We start from the raw sequence: 16342 nt of genomic DNA, 5'->3' as shown, positions 1-16342 counted from the left end.
CGCGATACGGGCCATCAGATTGCAAAAGTGTAACGCTTGCAACCCCCGTATTGGTTCAATTTAGCCAACCTTAGTCAATTGGATTGAGCGCGTCGATCCGCGCAAGCCACAGACGCGAGCTGGCGTCACTCGGCATACGCCAATCGCCGCGCGGGCTGAGCGTCACCGAGCCCACCTTGGGACCATCGGGCAGACAGCTGCGCTTAAACTGCTGGGCAAAGAAGCGACGATAGAACGTACGCAACCACGTGTGGACGGTCTTGGCGTCATAGACACCCTCAAAGCTCTTGAGCGCCATACGGTAGATCTTGCCCGGCTCAAAGCCAAAACGCAGCAGGTAATAGAGGAAGTAATCGTGCAGCTCGTACGGGCCCACCAAATCCTCGGTCTTCTGAGCAATCTCACCGTCGCCCGTCGGCGGAAGAAGCTCGGGGGACACCGGCGTATCGAGGATATCGAGCAAGACCTCGGCAATACGCCCGCCAAAGACATCAGCGGCATAACGTACCAGATGGCGCACAAGCGTCTTGGGCACGCTCGCGTTGACGGCGTACATGCTCATGTGGTCGCCGTTATAGGTAGCCCAGCCAAGCGCCAGCTCCGACAGGTCGCCCGTGCCGATGACAAAACCGCCAGCCTGGTTAGCCAGATCCATCAGAATCTGCGTACGCTCGCGGGCCTGGCTGTTCTCGTAGGTCACGTCCTGAACTGCCGGGTCGTGCTCAATGTCCTTGAAGTGCTGCTCCACGGCCGTGTGGATCGAAACCTCGCGGAAGCTCACACCCAGGTCGCGAGCGAGCGACTCGGCATTCGACTTGGTGCGATGTGTCGTGCCAAAGCCGGGCATGGACACGGCTGTGATACCGGTGCGCGGCAGCCCCAGCGCATCGAAGGCACGCACGGTCACAAGCAGTGCCAGCGTGGAATCCAGGCCGCCCGAAAGACCGATGACTGCAGCCTTGGTACCCGTATGGGCAAGGCGAGTCTTGAGGCCGGCAGTCTGCAGATTGAGGATCGTCTCGCAGCGCCCGGCCAGGTCACCATGGTCGTCCGGCACAAAGGGCGCGCGGGGGAAGACACGGTCGATGTCGAGCGCATCGCGCAGGACAGGTTCTTCGGCCAGCACGCCCTCAAACGAAAACTCAACGGTCGTGGCCTCCGGCGCATCGTCCGCGCGCGTCCACGTGGTCGAACGACGGCGCTCGGCAACCAGACGGTCGAGGTCAACATCGGCCACCGCCATATCGCAGGTGAGGAGCTTCGTGGCGGCGAGCTTCGAACCGTTTTCGTAGACGAGGTTCTCGCCTGCAAAGACCATGTCGGTCGTGGACTCGCCCTCGCTCGCGTCTGCATAGGCATAGGCACAGTACAGGCGCGCGCTTTGGTTAGAGATAAGGCTGCGGCGATAGTCTGCCTTACCGATAATCTCGTCCGAGGCCGACGGATTGAGGATCACCGTCGCACCGGCAAGCGCCATCTCGGTCGAAGGGGGCGCCGGCACCCACAGGTCCTCGCAGACCTCAATACCGAGTACCAAATCCTCGACGCCCTCATCACAGCAGCGGTAGACAAGCCCCGAACCCAGCGGAACCGGACCCTGACCGGCAAACTCAACCCACACGGGATCGGCGGGCGCCGGAGCAAACCAACGGCGCTCATAGAACTCGCCATAGTTGGGCAGATACTTCTTGGCCGTGAGGCCCAAAAGCTCGCCCGCGCAGCACACGGCGGCACAGTTGTAGATATTCTCGGCCACCGCAACGGGAAGACCGATGGTAAAGACAATCGGCAGCTCGCGGGTTTCATCGAGAATATGTGCCAGTGCAGTCTCGCAGGTATGCAGTAATGTGCGGTTATGAAACAGATCAGCCGCGGTATAGCCAGTCAGATTAAGCTCGGGCAGCACCAGAGCACGAACACCGCGCTCGACCGCCTCGCGAACAGCCGCCAGCGCAACCTCGGCATTGCCCTCGACATCGGCCACGCGAATCCGCGGCGAGGCCGCCGCCACACGCAAAAAGCCATCAGACTGAGAAAGGTGAAGATTCATAAGAATGCTCCCGTGCGTAGACGCCATTCACAACAATTAGCAAGCCCTATTGTAGTTCAACCGCCGGGTGTAACCGCATCCCACCAATTTGGTGAGCTATTGATGAGTTGATGGTATCTGTTAAATGTCACGTACGATTCACATCTGGTGGGTACCCTGATGGCTACACGAAACGAAGCAGATTTACACCGGGAGGGCCCCGTATGACAACCAAGTACACCGACGCGCCGCGCACGCGCGTCATGACACCGGCCGCACTCAACAACGGCGTTCACGAAAACCATTCCATCGGACAGACCATGGCCATCGCGCCCAAAAAGGGCCTGTTCGACGACATTTCCATTCCCCAAATCATCGCCGGCGCCGCAGCTGCCGCCACGAGCGTCGCACTTGCTTCCAAGATCGGCATCGCCGGATCGGTGATCGGTGCCGCCGTGAGCTCGGTCATCACCGTTGTGTCCTCGCAGGTCTACCGCCACTTTATCTCTGCCAGCGCCGAAGCCCTCAAAGGTACGCACGCCGCCGTCGACTACCCTGCCGGCGCTTATGAGCCCGTTGACCTTAATGCCGAGGAGCACCTGGGCGGCGCCGCGACTACGCAGGAGATGCGCCAGGTTGCGGGGCGCGCGACCACGGCGCGCGTCGCCCCCAACAGTCTGCGTGCCAAGGCGGCGGCAGAGCGCAGCCAGACGCAAAAGAAGGTCATCGTCTTCTCGATCGCCATCGCCATCGTCGCGGTCATCTCCTGCGCCGGCGCCATCCTTATCACCACCGCCGGTGAGGGTCTGGGCGAGCGCCCCGAGCCAATCCTATCGTCGCGCATGACCGAGCACGACGCGGATAGCTCAGATCAATCGCAAAGCCAGCAGGACGACTCGCAGGGCGACTCCGCATCCACCGATTCGTCCTCGAACGCCCCCGATCAATCGCAGAACGCCGATTCCTCTGTGAACAACAGCGGCACGCAATCCGGCACGACTGACTCAAGCCAAACGACCGACGGCTCTCAACCGAGCACGGGCGACCAGACGAGCGGCAATACATCGGGCACAAGCTCCACCGACAACAGCAACACCAATAGCTCGAACAGTTCGAACAGTTCGAGCGGATCCGCGTCCGGCACGCCATCTGACAGCTCGAGCCAAGGCACGGCATCGGGCAACTAAGCACGTTTGCCTCTCATAGATAACCGACCTGCATAACGGGCGCGAACCGGCAAACGGTCGCGCCCGTTTGCCATGGGCGACGAGATGGCAAGCCCCATGCGATGGTAAGATGCTTTGGTGTGTATAGAGGAGATTTGCCATGAGCAAGACAATAGTTAAGCCCACACTATCGTTGGGCAACCACATCTATCTGTATCGCCTGCTGCGCGATGCGATTGGGTGCGGCAAGCAAACGTTTATGACGCAGGTCGAGGAGGCGCTCGCCGCTGGTGACATGGCCGCTTATGACCTGGGCTTCGAGTCCACGCGCGAGCTGCTCGAGGAGCTCGACGACTGCATTAAGCTGACCGTCTTTAAAGGCGGCCGCCTGTATGCCACCGTCATCGCCAACGAGGCCTGGGATGCCGCCCTTGCCAAAGGCGAGGACAAGCCCAAGGCTGCCAAGGGCGCCAAGCAGTCCTACAAAAAGAAAAAGCGCGGCGAGAAGGACCTGAAGGCCGTGCGCCCCAAGCACGTTAAGCGTCCCGAGCCAGAAGCCATGGTTGAAGCCGTACCGGAACCCGAGCCCGAGACAGAGATCGAAGTCGCTATTGAGGTAACGGCAGGAGCCGAAACCGAAATCGCCGCCACGACCGATCCCGAGGTCATATCAGAGCAGGAAGCCACTGCGGAGCTCGACGAGGCTCCCAAGTCGACAACCGAAGAAGCCGCCAACCAACCCGAGACGTCTGCGTTCCAAAACAGCGATGTCTTTGGCGACGAGGCCGAGGACGATCAGTCCGACGAGCCCGACGATCAAGACGCTACCGAGTCGACGCCAGAGCCCGAGACGCCGCAGCCCGCCATCTCGCTCACGGTCGTCTATGACCCCGAGAACGCAAACGCCGGCATCACCACCATGGCCTCCACGCCAGCCGAGGCAAAGTCGAGCGTCGAGAACGAGAACGCGACGCAGGTTGAGGTTGAAACCGCAGCCGCAGACGCGCCCGTCACCGTGGAGCCCGCAGATTCTACGATCAAGCCGGAAGCGACGCCAAAGCCCGCACACGTCATCGAGTCCGTGCCCGCCGCTGCTTGCGGCCAAATTCCCGCACCGGCACCGGCTTCGGCACCCGCGGCGGTCCCAACCCCCGCACCCGCAGCACCGACCATCCCCGAGGACTTCCCCGTCGATTTCACAACCGAGGTCTTCTGCCCCGGCCCGTTGCTACACCAGCTGTCGACCTATCTCCCCTACGGCGCCGACACGCTCGGCATCGTCGGCGAGTACTACTGGATCGCCCGCGAGCGCGGTACCATCGAGGCCACGCGAAACCGCGCAAGCTTCCCCCTGCGCTACACGCAGGCCGGCGAGCGCCACGAAGTCACCGTGCGCATCCGCCGCAACACCACCGGCGGTCTTGGAGCCACCTGGACCATCGACAAAGTCGAGCCTTCTACCAAGTAAAATAGGGACGATAACCCTCAAGGTTATCGTCCCTTTCTCGTTAGGTCACCTGAGCTCGACTAATCGCGCGTCAGCTTGCGGTGAATACGATGCGGCTGGGCTGCGTCCTCGCCCAGGCGCTCGATGCGGTTGGCCTGATAGGCCTCGAAGTTGCCCTCAAACCAATACCAGTTGCCCGGATTCTCGTCGGTGCCCTCCCACGCCAGAATGTGCGTGGCGACGCGGTCCAGGAACATACGGTCGTGGCTAATGACCACCGAGCAGCCCGGGAACTCGAGCAGTGCCGCCTCGAGCGAGGACAGCGTCTCGACGTCGAGGTCGTTCGTGGGCTCGTCGAGGAGCAGCAGGTTGCCGCCCTGCTTGAGCGTAAGCGCCAGGTTCAGACGGTTGCGCTCGCCACCGGAAAGTACGCCAGCGCGCTTCTGCTGGTCCTGGCCCTTAAAGCCAAAGCTCGCCACGTACGCGCGGCTGGGGACCTCGGTCTCGCCGACCATCATGTGGTCCAGGCCGTCCGAGACGACCTCCCACAGGTTCTTGTCGGGGTCGATGCCGGAGCGGTTCTGATCGACATAGGAGATCTTGACGGTCTCGCCCACCTCGAGCTCGCCCGAAGTCAGCGGCTCCAGGCCCACGATGGTCTTGAAGAGCGTGGTCTTGCCCACACCGTTGGGGCCGATGACGCCCACGATGCCGTTGCGCGGCAGGGTGAACGATAGGTCGTCGATGAGCACGCGACCGTCGAACTCCTTGTGCAGGTGATGGGCCTCGAGCACCTTGTTGCCCAAACGCGGGCCCACAGGGATGCGGATGTCGGTCCAGTCGAGCTTCTGGCTTGCGCGGGCCTCGGCCTCCATCTCCTCATAGCGAGCCAGACGGGCCTTGTTCTTGGCCTGGCGGGCCTTGGGGCTGGAGCGCACCCACTCGAGCTCGGCCTCCATGCGCTTGGCGAGCTTGGCGTCGCGGTTGCCCTGAGCCTCGATACGCGCGGCCTTGGTCTCCAGATACGTGGAGTAGTTGCCTTTGTAGGGATAGAGGTGACCACGGTCGACCTCGCAGATCCACTCGGCAACGTTATCCAGGAAGTAGCGATCGTGTGTGACGGCAAGCACCGCGCCCTGGTAGTTGTGCAGGAAGTGCTCGAGCCACAGGATCGACTCGGCGTCCAGGTGGTTGGTGGGCTCATCGAGCAGCAGCAGGTCGGGAGCTTCGAGCAGCAGCTTGCACAGGGCCACGCGACGGCGCTCGCCGCCGGAAAGCACATTGACCGGCATGTCGGAATCGGGCAGCTGCAGGGCATCCATAGCCTGGCCGAGCTTGGAATCGATATCCCAGCCGTCGGCGGCATCGATTTCGTCCTGGAGCTTGCCCATCTCGGCCATGAGGGCATCCATGTCGCAGTCCGGGTCGCACATCTCCTCGCCGATCTTATTGAAGCGATCGACCTTGGCGATCATGTCGCCAAATGCCATGCGCACGTTCTCGATGACGGTCTTGTCGTCGTCGAGCGGCGGCTCCTGCTGCAGGATACCCACGGTGTAGCCGGGGGTAAGTCTGGCATCGCCGTTGGAGACTTCCTCGATGCCGGCCATGATCTTGAGCAGGGTCGACTTGCCCATGCCGTTAGGGCCCACGACGCCGATCTTGGCACCGGGATAGAAGCTCAGGGTCACGTCGTCAAGGATCACCTTGTCGCCATGAGCCTTGCGAGCCTGATACATCTGGTAGATAAACTCTGCCATTTGCCTGTTTTATCCTTTCTACCTGCTGTTTCCCTATTCTTGTTTCGCTTTAGTGGAAACGAGATGAGAAAACCAGCTCTAAAACGTAACGAAAAAGGGGCACGGTTACCCATACCCCCTAATACTACCTGGGAAAAGTCCCCCGGAACATACTATGAACTGCGTACGCTAGTTTTCCGCAACCTTAACGAGCAGCTCGCTGCGATTTGCGCCACAGCAGATACGAGTAGACGTAGACGACTCCGACCGAACCAAACGCCAGAACCGCAATCACCGCGGCGACAACTTCACTTGAAAGCACGCTACCCGCAACGCCCATCACAATCAGACCAACACCCAGCACCATAAAGCAGGCACCGCCAAAACGGTGCGTACGGCGCCAGTTCTCGGGATCGGCAAGCGCCCAGGGCGTCTTGATACCAAGCGTATAGTTCTGCTTCACACGCGGCAAGTAGTTGCCTACGCCAATGAACAGCAAACCGACAGCACCGGAAATCAGCACGTTGACCGAACCGACCGCCGGCACCACGCCCCAGACCGTAAGCTCTCCCAGCCAGCTTATACCACAAATGAACAGGGTGAAGGCGATTACGAAGCCCTGATAGAACTTGCCCGAGGTTCGATATGCCTCACCTTTGGGATCGATGCGCGGCACCACGTAGAACATTGCGAGAAGCACCAGGGGCAGCACGCCAAGCGCGGAGGCCTTCCAGCTGGGACCCCAACCGTCAACGCCGTTCGCGCCCCAGTGCGTGGGAATCTGCGCAGGCAAGCTCGGCATCACCATAAGGTGCGCTACGATATTGGCGACGCATAGAGCGACCAGCGCGATCCACACGCGTGGCGATACCCCCGTGGCGTGAATGCCCTTGTTTTCGTTATTCATCCTTACCACCTTCAGTGTTTGTAAAGCCCATAAACCAACCGATCAAGTCCTGCATGACGGTGGTGTTTAAGCTGTAAACGATGTTTTGGCCATGACGTTCATCGGTCACCAACCCGGCGTTTTTGAGCGTCGCCAAATGATGGCTCAACGACGGCTTGCTGATGTCAAAATGCTCGGCAAGCTCCCCAGCCGTGCGGTCGCCCTCGCGTAGTAGTTCCAAAATGCGCCGCCGCGTAGGATCGGCCAGCGCTTTAAAACCCTCTCCCGGCATAGGACCTCCTCTCATCATTTCGTTCGACGCGCACACTATACTCGATATTTAAATGTTTGTCTAATTATCTAATCTTATACTCAAAAAAATAGCCGCCCCCGCGTAATGCGAAGACGGCCACTTCTCACGCCATAAACGTGTTTCGGAGTTGGCTAACCCGCGGCAACGGGCGCCATCTGCTTCAATCTTATGCGAATCCCGATCCCATTTCAACAAACCCCAAGGGTTCAAATGGAATCGTGATAATACCTATAATGGCGATAGCTAAAACACGACCTGCTTCCCCATCGGAGGATATTTATGACCGAAACCGCTGCCGCAGCCGCCATCGAGACACGCGACACCAAGCTCGAGATCATCATGGGCCGCGAGGCACTCGATAAGCTCGCCGATGCTACGGTGCTGGTGCTCGGCTGCGGAGGTGTGGGCTCCAATTGCTGCGAGGCACTCGCCCGCGGCGGCATCGGTCATTTCGTCATTCTGGACAAGGACATCATCGCGCCCAGCAATATCAATCGCCAGGCCATCGCCTTCCACAGCACCGTCGGCAAGCGCAAGGTGGACGTGATGGAAGCCATGATTCGCGATATCAATCCCGCCGCCACCGTTATCAAGCGTACCGAATACCTGTTGAGCGATAACATCGACGAATTCTTTGCGAGCGTTTTTGAGCAGACGGACGGCAAGCTCGATTACGTCGTCGACGCCATCGACACCATCTCGGCCAAGCTCACTATTGCCAAATATGCTCAGGACCACGACATTCGTTTGGTTAGTTCCATGGGCGGGGCTAACAAGCTCCATCCCGAGTGCCTCCGCTTTGCCGACATCTTCGATACGGTACGTGACCCCATGAGCCGCATTATGCGCAAAGAATGTAAGAAGCGCGGAATCAAGAGCCTACATGTATTGTTTAGCTGCGAGGAATCGGTTAAGACACAGCCCCGCGACCCTTCCAACATCCACGAGCGTACCGAGCTAGGAACCGCCAGCTTTATGCCGCCCATCATGGGTCAGATGATTGCCGGCGAGGTTATCCGCCAGATCAGTGGGCGCGGCACCGAGCACGTGCGCGCCGATGGCCAGCGCCTGGACTAGCGGAGCGCGCCGAGATGGAGCCCCGGTTAATTGATGCACACTGCCATCTTGATTTGATGGCTTACCCGAATGCTGTTGCCGACGAAACTGCGGCTATAGGGCTGGGGGTCTTTGATTGCGGGGTCGACCCGCGCGACTTCGCGGCAGCAAAAAAGCGGGCCAGCCGTTACCCAAACATTATCGCGGGCGTTGGCCTCCATCCCTGGTGGCTCGCCGACGGCCGCTGCGGTCCTGCCGAAGTCAATCTGCTTTGCAAAGTTGCTGCCCAAGAGCGCTACATCGGCGAAGTCGGACTCGACTTTTCCGCGCGCTTTGCCGGAAGCGAACCGCTGCAAATACAGGCACTTGACCGGCTCTGCGATGCGCTCGTGCAGTGTCCTCTTGCCGGGCGCGTAATATCGATTCACGCCGTTCGTTCGGCAGGAGCCGTACTGGACGTCCTCGAATCGCATGGTCTACTCATCCCAAGCCCCGACTCCCCCGCTATCATCTTCCACTGGTTTAGCGGCACTTCGGACGAACTCGTCCGCGCGCGTAATGTGGGCTGCTATTTTTCCGTGAACGATCGTATGCTCGCCACCAAGCGCGGTCGCGAATACGCACGACAGATTCCGCTCGACCGCTTACTGCTCGAGACCGATGCACCAGCGGAGGCAAACACAGAAACAAGCGCGCAGTCGCTCATCAAATCGCTCACAAGGACCTCGATGCGCATTGCCTCACTCAAAAACTGTGACGCAAAGCGCATCGAATCGGCAGTTTTAGCAAATGCGCACTCTATTTTTGGCCTTCGCTAGCCCCTGTATGCAAAAAGACGACAACGATACCATTATGACGGTAGACGTGCCGTCCAAGTCCTACGCAAGCTCCAGCAACTCCGGCAGCTGGTCGATAATCTTGTCCGCGGCATCTTGGCTAAAGCCGAAGCGTTCCTCGCGCTTGGCAATGACCGTCAGGCCGGCTCGCTTGCCGGCAGTGATACCAGGCACCGAATCCTCAACGCAGCAGCAGCGATTCGCGGGCAGTCCCAGCAGGTCCAGCGCATGCAGGTAGATGTCGGGCTCGGGCTTGCTCTCCTTAAACTGCTCGCCGCTCACCACATACTCAAAGGCATCCGACAGCCCGCACGCATTGAGCACTTCCTCGATGCTATCCATGGGAGACGAGCTGGCAAGCGCCACGCGAACGCCGCGGCGCGGCAGCTCTCGAATCGTATCCACGGCGCCTGGGTTAATCAAAGCCTGATAGTCGCGCGGACGCTTATGCGCCCACTCGTCCCAACGGGCCAACGCTTCCTCGCCAGATAAATGCCCCTTACCGGCGCGCTCAAACCAATCGACCAGCATATGCAGGAAGAACTGATGTGAGGTACCGACCTGCCCGTTCAACTCCTCTTGAGTCAGGTTAAGCCCAAGCTCCTTGGCAAACGCGGCAGTCTCGCCCAGGTAGTAATACTCGGTATCGACAATGACGCCGTCCATGTCAAAGATAACGGCGTCGAACGGAAATGCGGACACGGCACCCTCCCTAACAAAAGGGCGCCTGTAAGCAGGCGCCCGAACCATGCATTAATCGGCGATTCTAACCCAGCAGCTTATCCAGCGCCACCGCAATGCCGTCTTCGTTGTTATTGGCAGTCACCATCTGGGCCACGGCCTTAACCTCGTCAACCGCGTTGCCCATGGCAACACCGGTGCCGGCCCACTCAATCATGGACTTGTCGTTCTGGCCGTCGCCAAAAGAGACGACCTCGCTGGCATCGATGCCGAGCTTGGGCAGGGCACCCTCGAGCGCGCGGGCCTTGTCGATACCGGGCGCCGTAAACTCAAAGTACCAGTCGGCCGTAAACATACCCGAAAGCGTCTGAGTAAAGGGCGCATACATCTCCTCGTGATGCGCTTGCAGATAGGCCGGGTCGCCCGCAGTGAGCAGCTTGTCCACGGGATAAGTGTCCACGACCTCATGCAGGCTCTCCACCTCGCGAATCTTAAGATCGCACGCGTCGCGTTCATACTTGACGATATTCTTCTGCGAGCCATCCGGCAGCGTAATCATGCAGCGGTACGAATCCTCGACATGCAGATCGCGACCGAGTGAAATCATAGGGATCACGTCGAAATTGCGCAGATGATCAATCAGGCGATGCAATTCATCGGTAGGCATAGCCTGATCGAACAGCACCTCGTCGGTCTGGGCATCGACGACGTGAGCGCCATTAAAGGCCACCAGCAGACCGTCATGGTTTTGAAGGTCGAGCTCCTGCGCCAAGGCGTGCAGCCCCCATGCGGGACGGCCCGAAGCCAAAATGAGCTTAATGCCCGACTCCTGCGCCGCGAGCAGCTTCTCGCGCGTACGCGGGCTGATGACCTTTTGGTCGTTGGTGAGCGTACCGTCGATATCCATTGCGATGGCTTTGATTGCCATATGCGCCTCCTTGCATCGTTTTTATCGCGCACTATCTTATCCGAGCCGGGGCACGTTCGCACAGCGCACGTATGACGGTTGCAAAACCACCCCATTTGAAACAAAGGCAAAAAAGTACTTGCAAAGACGCGTTCCGACATATAAGTTGATAAAAGACCGCCGTTGCGGTTTTAAGTAGATCGAGCATATGAAGTTTGAGTTTTAGCGTGTAAGAGAAGGAAGATCGGCAAAGTACAACCCCAAACGTAATGACAACTTAATGAGGTAACTGCCACATGTGAGGCACCTAGGGCATTGCTGTCTCGATTTTGAGCACGATGCCTTCCGCCTTGCATGGGCCGTTCCATCCCGCCCCTGCAGCAACTGTCTCACGGGCTCATTGAAAACCGCATAGCACCCCAACGTCAGCACATCACCCACGGCAAGCACATCACTCACGACAACCAACACATCAACAAACAGCACGAACATCAACCGATTGGAGAAGCTATGACAAACCACCACGCTGAAGACGGCGATAAGAAAAGCATTCTGGATGCCCGCATTGAGCGAGCATATGCAAACGAATATGACGCCGCCTTTGCCGCCGCGACCATCAAGAACTACGCGTCGCTACCGCTCGCGACGATCTTGGCCGACCACCCTCAACTGCTGAAGCGCTGCACAAAGATCATGGGCGACCCCGACATTCGCAAGCTGACAGACCCCTATGCCCCAAAACGCGGCAACGATTCGTACGTTCTTGCCGTAGGCTGCCTAGCCCATATGCTTACGGCGCTCGACACGAAACTCAAGCTCGAATGGGAACCCGACGAGCGTCATGAACTCGAAAGCAAGCGGAACACCCTGCGCACCGCACTGTTCCTTCCGTTGGACGGCCTCAAGCGCTGCAACGTCGAGCTCAATACACAGGCGCGGCAAAAGCCCGGGACCACGGGGCAGAAAACTCCAAGACCCCATGCGGCCATCGTCGACCGCAACCGATATAACCGCATGACCGCGCACTTTTCCGCCGAGGGAGCAGCCATAAGGACGCTGATCGACCTGCTGTGCCTCCTGAGCATCAACGAGCTATTTGAGGGCTATCTCGCCCTTGTTCCCGCGACGGCACCCAAGTCGGTAGCAAAGATCATCGAGACCTGCAGACGCCAGTTTGAGCGCCATCGCAATGGCAGCGAGATGAACGCCAGCATCGCGCAGTACTACGCGGCTCATTACAAAAATGACGGATGTGCCCCTGTCGAGCATCAGCTGCGGCTCGCCTACACCACGCCCGTCGCAACGCTCCATCGCTTTGGAGCCCTTGGCGCTTGCGAGCCGTACGAACAGGCAGCCTGCCCCACAACCGAGCTCGATCTCAGGCTCGGACGAACCCTGTAGCCCGCCAGCCCCTCCGCGGGCAACAATCCTATTCCACAACACAACCAACAGAAAGGAGTCCTCATGGACACCAATCATTCCCCCATCATCAGCCCCCTCACCATGCGTGAATCCGCCCGAGGTATCACGCTCACCAGCATTTACGATGAGATGCTCGCCCGTCGCGAGCTCTCCGTCATGGGAAACATCGAAACCCCGATGGCCCACGACCTATGCCAGCAGATCCGCCTGCTCGATGCCGCCGACCCCAGCCGCCCCATCACCATATTTGTCGCCAGCGCCGGCGGAAGCGTGCGATCGGGTCTTGCGATCTATGACGCCATGCGCCTCGCATCGTGCCCCATCCGCACCGTCTGCCTGGAATTCGCCGCGTCCATGGGCGCCGTGATCTTTATGGGCGGCGACGATCGCCGTATGGCGCCCCATGCAGAGCTCATGATTCACGACCCGCTGATCCCCCAGGGGGCAGGCGGCTCGGCACTTGCGCTGCAGGAAACCAGCCGGCGTCTCATGCAGACCCGCAAGACCCTCACGCAAATCCTCTCGGACCGCAGCGGCCTCACGCCCAAGCGCATCCAGTCCCTCACCGCAAAAGACACCTACCTTTCGGCCGAGCGCGCCGTCGAGCTCGGCTTTGCCCACGAAATCCTCTCGACCACCAAGGAGGTCGCCCATGTCTAACCTCACCAGCCGCCTCGCCGCATCTGAGTCCGCATCGTCCACCATCCTCGCCAAGGATCGAATGCTTTCCTGCGACACCCGCCAAACGGGACTCAACAACAACGCACTTGTGATCGGCCCCTCGGGAGCCGGCAAGACCCGAAACGTCCTCAAGCCCAACCTGCTGCAAATGAACGCAAGCTACATCGTGCTCGACACCAAAGGCACGCTCTGTCGCGAAGTGGGACCCGTGCTGGCAGCCCACGGCTACCGCGTGCAATGTCTCAACTTCGCCGACCTCAACACCGTCCCGGCCCTTGCGCCCGGCATCGAGCGCTGCGGCTACAACCCCCTGAGGCACATTCGCCGCAAGGCGGACGGCAGGCCCAACCAGCAGGACATCCTCTCGGTGGCAAAGGCCATCTGCCCCATCGAGGACAACAACCAGCCTTTTTGGGATCATGCGGCGGCAAACCTGCTGTCGTGTCTTATCGCCTACGTCACCGAACAGCTACCCGCCGACGAGCAGACGATCAGCTCGGTCATCAAGCTGATCGAGCACCTGCAGGACGGTGCCACGGGTCGATTGTTTGACGACCTGATCACGATCGACCCCCAAAGCTATGCCCTCTCGATATGGCGGCGCTACGCCATTACGCAAAATGCCGAGCGCATGCACGCGAGCATCGTCGGCATCCTTGCCGAAAAGGTCATGTGTCTGGGATTCGACGGTGCGGCACAGCTCTATCGTGAGTGCCATCAGGTGGACTTCGCTTCCATGGGACACACCCCCTGCGCCCTATTTGTAACCGTGAGCGATATTGACCGCAATCTCGATCCGCTGACCGGCCTCTTTATTTCGCAGGCGTTTATGGGCCTCATTCGTGAGGCCGATAGGCAGCCCGACGGCAGCCTGCCCGTGCCCGTGCGCTTTATGCTCGATGACTTCGCAAATCTGCAGATCCCCCAGATCGACAACGTGCTCTCGATTATCCGAAGCCGCAACATCTGGGCAACGCTGCTGCTGCAGTCGACCAACCAGCTCGATGCGCTCTATGGCGAGGCACGCGCACACTCCATCATGGGCAACTGCGACACGCATCTGGTGCTGGCGTTCCAGGATCCCGAGAGTGCCCGGGTGTTTTCCGAACGCGCCGACGCGCTGCCCAGCACGCTCATGGCGACGCCGATCGATCGCTCGTGGCTCTTTGTGCGCGGCCACACTCCCGAACAGGTCGAGCGCTTTAGGCTCGAAGACCATCCGCTCTACGGGGAGCTGCCCGAGGCGCAGCGAGACCATGCGGAGGCCGAGATCTAGGCGCAGGGTTCTCGCGGCGCGCGGCGCCCCGGCGATGTTCCACAAAGGCCGTGCGCCCCGGGACTACGGCAAAGCAAAGGGGCCCGCATCCGATAGGATACGGGCCCCTGACTATAAGGCGCGATGCGTTAACAGCAGCGACTACTTACGATGCGCGCGATAGAACTCGATGAGCGCCTGGGTCGAAGCGTCCTGCTCGGCCTTGGCGGCGTCGTCGTGGAAGGCCGGGGTAATCTGCTTGGCAAGCTGCTTGCCCAGCTCGACGCCCCACTGGTCGTAGGAGTCGATGCCCCAGACCGTGCCCTCGACAAACGTGATGTGCTCGTACAGGGCGATGAGCTCGCCGAGTGCGAACGGGGTCAGCGTGTCGCCGAAGATCGAGGTCGTCGGACGGTTGCCCTCAAAGCAGCGGGCCGGGACGATCTGCTCGGGCGTGCCCTCGGCACGGACCTCGTCGGCCGTCTTACCAAAGGCGAGTGCCTTGGTCTGGGCCAGGAAGTTGCCCAGGAACAGCTCATGCACGTCCTGGCCGCTATCGGTCGCAGGGTTGGCGGTATTGGCGAAGGCGATGAAATCGGCCGGGACCACCACGGTGCCCTGGTGCAGCAGCTGGTAGAAGGCGTGCTGACCGTTGGTGCCGGGCTCGCCCCAGAAGATCTCACCGGTGTCGGAGGTCACGGCGCTGCCGTCCCAGCGGACGTGCTTGCCGTTGGACTCCATGGTGAGCTGCTGCAGATAGGCCGGGAAGCGGTGCAAGTACTGGCAGTACGGCAGCACGGCGTGGCTCTTGGAACCGAAGAAGTTGACGTACCAGACGTTGAGCAGGCCCATCAGCGCGACGGCGTTGTTCTCGAGCGGGGTATTGCAGAAGTACTCGTCGATGGCGTGGAAACCCTCGAGGAACTGCTGGAAGCGCTCGGGGCCGAGCACGACGATCAGCGACAGACCCACGGCGGAGTCAACGGAATAGCGGCCACCGACCCAGTTCCAGAAACCAAAGGCGTTAGCGGGGTCGATGCCGAAGGCCTCGACCTTGTCGAGTGCGGTGGAAACGGCAACGAAGTGCTTGGCCACGGCCTCGGCGTTCTGCTCATCGGAGCCGTCGATGGCACCCTGAGCCTTGAGCTGCTCGAGCATCCAGGTCTTGACCTCGCGAGCGTTGGTGAGGGTCTCGAGCGTGGTGAAGGTCTTGGAGACGATAATCACGAGCGTGGTCTCGGGATCCAGGCCCTTGAGCTTCTCGGCTTGGTCGTTGGGGTCGATGTTGGAGATATAGCGGCAGTCGATACCGGCGTCGGCGTAGGGACGCAGGGCCTCGTAAGCCATGACCGGGCCCAGGTCGGAGCCGCCGATGCCGATGGACACCAGATGCTCGATCTTCTTGCCGGTAACGCCCTTCCACTCACCGGAGCGCACGCGCTCGGCAAAGGCGTACATGCGGTCGAGGACCTCGTGCACGTCGGCGACGACGTCCTGGCCGTCGACGATGAGCTGGCCCTTCTCGGTTGCCGGGCGGCGCAGCGCGGTGTGCAGGACGGCACGGTCCTCGGTGGTGTTGATGTGCTCGCCGGAGAACATGGCGTCGCGGCGCTCCTCGAGCTTCACCTCGCGGGCAAGATCGCACAGCAGCTTGACGGTCTCATCGGTCACCAGGTTCTTGGACAGGTCGAAGTGCAGGTCACCGGCGTCAAAGCTCAGCTTGTTCACGCGCTCTGCATCGGCAGCGAACCAGGCCTTGAGGTCGATACCTTCGGCCTCGAGCTTCTCCTGATGAGCCTCGAGCGCCTTCCAAGCGGCGGTCGACGTAGCGTCGATAGGTGCGGCAACAGTTGCCATAAAGTCCTCCTCAACATACGGGCGCAAACCTCCATGCGCCCGGATAATCAGATGCCCCTATTCTAGC

The 16342-nt window shown here is 60.2% G+C and carries 14 protein-coding genes; 7 read left to right on the top strand and 7 right to left on the bottom strand.

Annotated features, from left to right (window positions below; all coding sequences use genetic code 11):
* Positions 1–70 precede the first annotated feature (70 nt).
* Positions 71–2050 (bottom strand): NAD(+) synthase, encoded by a 1980-nt coding sequence (locus ACTNBY_RS05870; protein WP_441063768.1) that lies wholly within the window; start codon positions 2048–2050, stop codon positions 71–73.
* A 203-nt stretch (positions 2051–2253) separates the two neighbouring features.
* On the opposite strand from ACTNBY_RS05870, the gene ACTNBY_RS05865 reads away from it, so the two are divergent.
* Both ACTNBY_RS05865 and ACTNBY_RS05860 read left to right on the top strand, forming a co-directional pair.
* Positions 2254–3216: a hypothetical protein gene (locus ACTNBY_RS05865; RefSeq protein ID WP_441063767.1), complete on the top strand. Its 963-nt coding sequence runs from the start codon at positions 2254–2256 to the stop codon at positions 3214–3216.
* A 139-nt stretch (positions 3217–3355) separates the two neighbouring features.
* Positions 3356–4663, top strand: a complete 1308-nt coding sequence (locus ACTNBY_RS05860; RefSeq protein ID WP_441063765.1) for a hypothetical protein — start codon at positions 3356–3358, stop codon at positions 4661–4663.
* A gap of 59 nt (positions 4664–4722) precedes the next feature.
* Here the strand turns inward: ACTNBY_RS05860 and ettA are convergent, their stop codons facing one another.
* The 3 genes from ettA to ACTNBY_RS05845 all read right to left on the bottom strand — a co-directional run bounded on the left by ettA (position 4723) and on the right by ACTNBY_RS05845 (position 7559).
* Positions 4723–6402: an energy-dependent translational throttle protein EttA gene (gene ettA, locus ACTNBY_RS05855; protein WP_055251458.1), complete on the bottom strand. Its 1680-nt coding sequence runs from the start codon at positions 6400–6402 to the stop codon at positions 4723–4725.
* 184 nt (positions 6403–6586) lie between these two features.
* Positions 6587–7288 carry an SdpI family protein gene (locus tag ACTNBY_RS05850; protein WP_441063764.1) on the bottom strand — a complete coding sequence of 234 codons (702 nt, stop codon included), beginning with the start codon at positions 7286–7288 and terminating at the stop codon, positions 6587–6589.
* The gene (locus tag ACTNBY_RS05845) at positions 7281–7559 is read right to left on the bottom strand and encodes an autorepressor SdpR family transcription factor (RefSeq protein WP_441063763.1); all 279 of its coding nucleotides are present in this window, start codon (positions 7557–7559) and stop codon (positions 7281–7283) included. Before ACTNBY_RS05845 ends, ACTNBY_RS05850 begins: the two co-directional genes overlap by 8 nt.
* Positions 7560–7859: 300 nt before the next feature.
* Between ACTNBY_RS05845 and ACTNBY_RS05840 the strand changes: the two genes are divergently transcribed.
* The gene (locus ACTNBY_RS05840) at positions 7860–8657 is read left to right on the top strand and encodes a tRNA threonylcarbamoyladenosine dehydratase (protein ID WP_441063761.1); all 798 of its coding nucleotides are present in this window, start codon (positions 7860–7862) and stop codon (positions 8655–8657) included.
* A gap of 14 nt (positions 8658–8671) precedes the next feature.
* Positions 8672–9454: a TatD family hydrolase gene (locus ACTNBY_RS05835; protein WP_441063760.1), complete on the top strand. Its 783-nt coding sequence runs from the start codon at positions 8672–8674 to the stop codon at positions 9452–9454.
* A gap of 60 nt (positions 9455–9514) precedes the next feature.
* Here ACTNBY_RS05835 and ACTNBY_RS05830 read toward each other — a convergent pair whose 3' ends face one another.
* On the bottom strand, positions 9515–10174 hold the full coding sequence (locus ACTNBY_RS05830; RefSeq protein ID WP_427794852.1) for an HAD family hydrolase: 660 nt from the start codon (positions 10172–10174) through the stop codon (positions 9515–9517).
* 64 nt (positions 10175–10238) lie between these two features.
* Positions 10239–11081: a Cof-type HAD-IIB family hydrolase gene (locus tag ACTNBY_RS05825; protein WP_427795939.1), complete on the bottom strand. Its 843-nt coding sequence runs from the start codon at positions 11079–11081 to the stop codon at positions 10239–10241.
* A 489-nt stretch (positions 11082–11570) separates the two neighbouring features.
* On the opposite strand from ACTNBY_RS05825, the gene ACTNBY_RS05820 reads away from it, so the two are divergent.
* From ACTNBY_RS05820 to ACTNBY_RS05810, 3 genes are all read left to right on the top strand, one after another.
* On the top strand, positions 11571–12461 hold the full coding sequence (locus ACTNBY_RS05820; protein WP_427718547.1) for a hypothetical protein: 891 nt from the start codon (positions 11571–11573) through the stop codon (positions 12459–12461).
* A 63-nt stretch (positions 12462–12524) separates the two neighbouring features.
* Positions 12525–13142, top strand: coding sequence for an ATP-dependent Clp protease proteolytic subunit (locus tag ACTNBY_RS05815; protein ID WP_427718549.1), 618 nt, complete (start codon positions 12525–12527; stop codon positions 13140–13142).
* The gene (locus ACTNBY_RS05810) at positions 13135–14439 is read left to right on the top strand and encodes a VirD4-like conjugal transfer protein, CD1115 family (RefSeq protein ID WP_441063757.1); all 1305 of its coding nucleotides are present in this window, start codon (positions 13135–13137) and stop codon (positions 14437–14439) included. Before ACTNBY_RS05815 ends, ACTNBY_RS05810 begins: the two co-directional genes overlap by 8 nt.
* 141 nt (positions 14440–14580) lie before the next feature.
* Here the strand turns inward: ACTNBY_RS05810 and pgi are convergent, their stop codons facing one another.
* Positions 14581–16275: a glucose-6-phosphate isomerase gene (gene pgi, locus ACTNBY_RS05805; protein ID WP_118345572.1), complete on the bottom strand. Its 1695-nt coding sequence runs from the start codon at positions 16273–16275 to the stop codon at positions 14581–14583.
* Positions 16276–16342 lie beyond the last annotated feature (67 nt).

This window comes from Collinsella sp. HCP28S3_E12 (assembly GCF_052065595.1).
Classification (GTDB): domain Bacteria; phylum Actinomycetota; class Coriobacteriia; order Coriobacteriales; family Coriobacteriaceae; genus Collinsella.
This window is presented reverse-complemented; position numbering and strand designations above follow the sequence as displayed.

What these genes read in the sequence shown, in the direction of transcription:
- ACTNBY_RS05870 (WP_441063768.1), bottom strand. Translation starts at nt 2,050, where the DNA reads ATGAATCTTCACCTTTCTCAGTCTGATGGCTTTTTGCGTGTGGCGGCG.
- ACTNBY_RS05865 (WP_441063767.1), top strand. Translation starts at nt 2,254, where the DNA reads ATGACAACCAAGTACACCGACGCGCCGCGCACGCGCGTCATGACACCG.
- ACTNBY_RS05860 (WP_441063765.1), top strand. Translation starts at nt 3,356, where the DNA reads ATGAGCAAGACAATAGTTAAGCCCACACTATCGTTGGGCAACCACATC.
- ettA (WP_055251458.1), bottom strand. Translation starts at nt 6,402, where the DNA reads ATGGCAGAGTTTATCTACCAGATGTATCAGGCTCGCAAGGCTCATGGC.
- ACTNBY_RS05850 (WP_441063764.1), bottom strand. Translation starts at nt 7,288, where the DNA reads ATGAATAACGAAAACAAGGGCATTCACGCCACGGGGGTATCGCCACGC.
- ACTNBY_RS05845 (WP_441063763.1), bottom strand. Translation starts at nt 7,559, where the DNA reads ATGCCGGGAGAGGGTTTTAAAGCGCTGGCCGATCCTACGCGGCGGCGC.
- ACTNBY_RS05840 (WP_441063761.1), top strand. Translation starts at nt 7,860, where the DNA reads ATGACCGAAACCGCTGCCGCAGCCGCCATCGAGACACGCGACACCAAG.
- ACTNBY_RS05835 (WP_441063760.1), top strand. Translation starts at nt 8,672, where the DNA reads ATGGAGCCCCGGTTAATTGATGCACACTGCCATCTTGATTTGATGGCT.
- ACTNBY_RS05825 (WP_427795939.1), bottom strand. Translation starts at nt 11,081, where the DNA reads ATGGCAATCAAAGCCATCGCAATGGATATCGACGGTACGCTCACCAAC.
- ACTNBY_RS05820 (WP_427718547.1), top strand. Translation starts at nt 11,571, where the DNA reads ATGACAAACCACCACGCTGAAGACGGCGATAAGAAAAGCATTCTGGAT.
- ACTNBY_RS05815 (WP_427718549.1), top strand. Translation starts at nt 12,525, where the DNA reads ATGGACACCAATCATTCCCCCATCATCAGCCCCCTCACCATGCGTGAA.
- ACTNBY_RS05810 (WP_441063757.1), top strand. Translation starts at nt 13,135, where the DNA reads ATGTCTAACCTCACCAGCCGCCTCGCCGCATCTGAGTCCGCATCGTCC.
- pgi (WP_118345572.1), bottom strand. Translation starts at nt 16,275, where the DNA reads ATGGCAACTGTTGCCGCACCTATCGACGCTACGTCGACCGCCGCTTGG.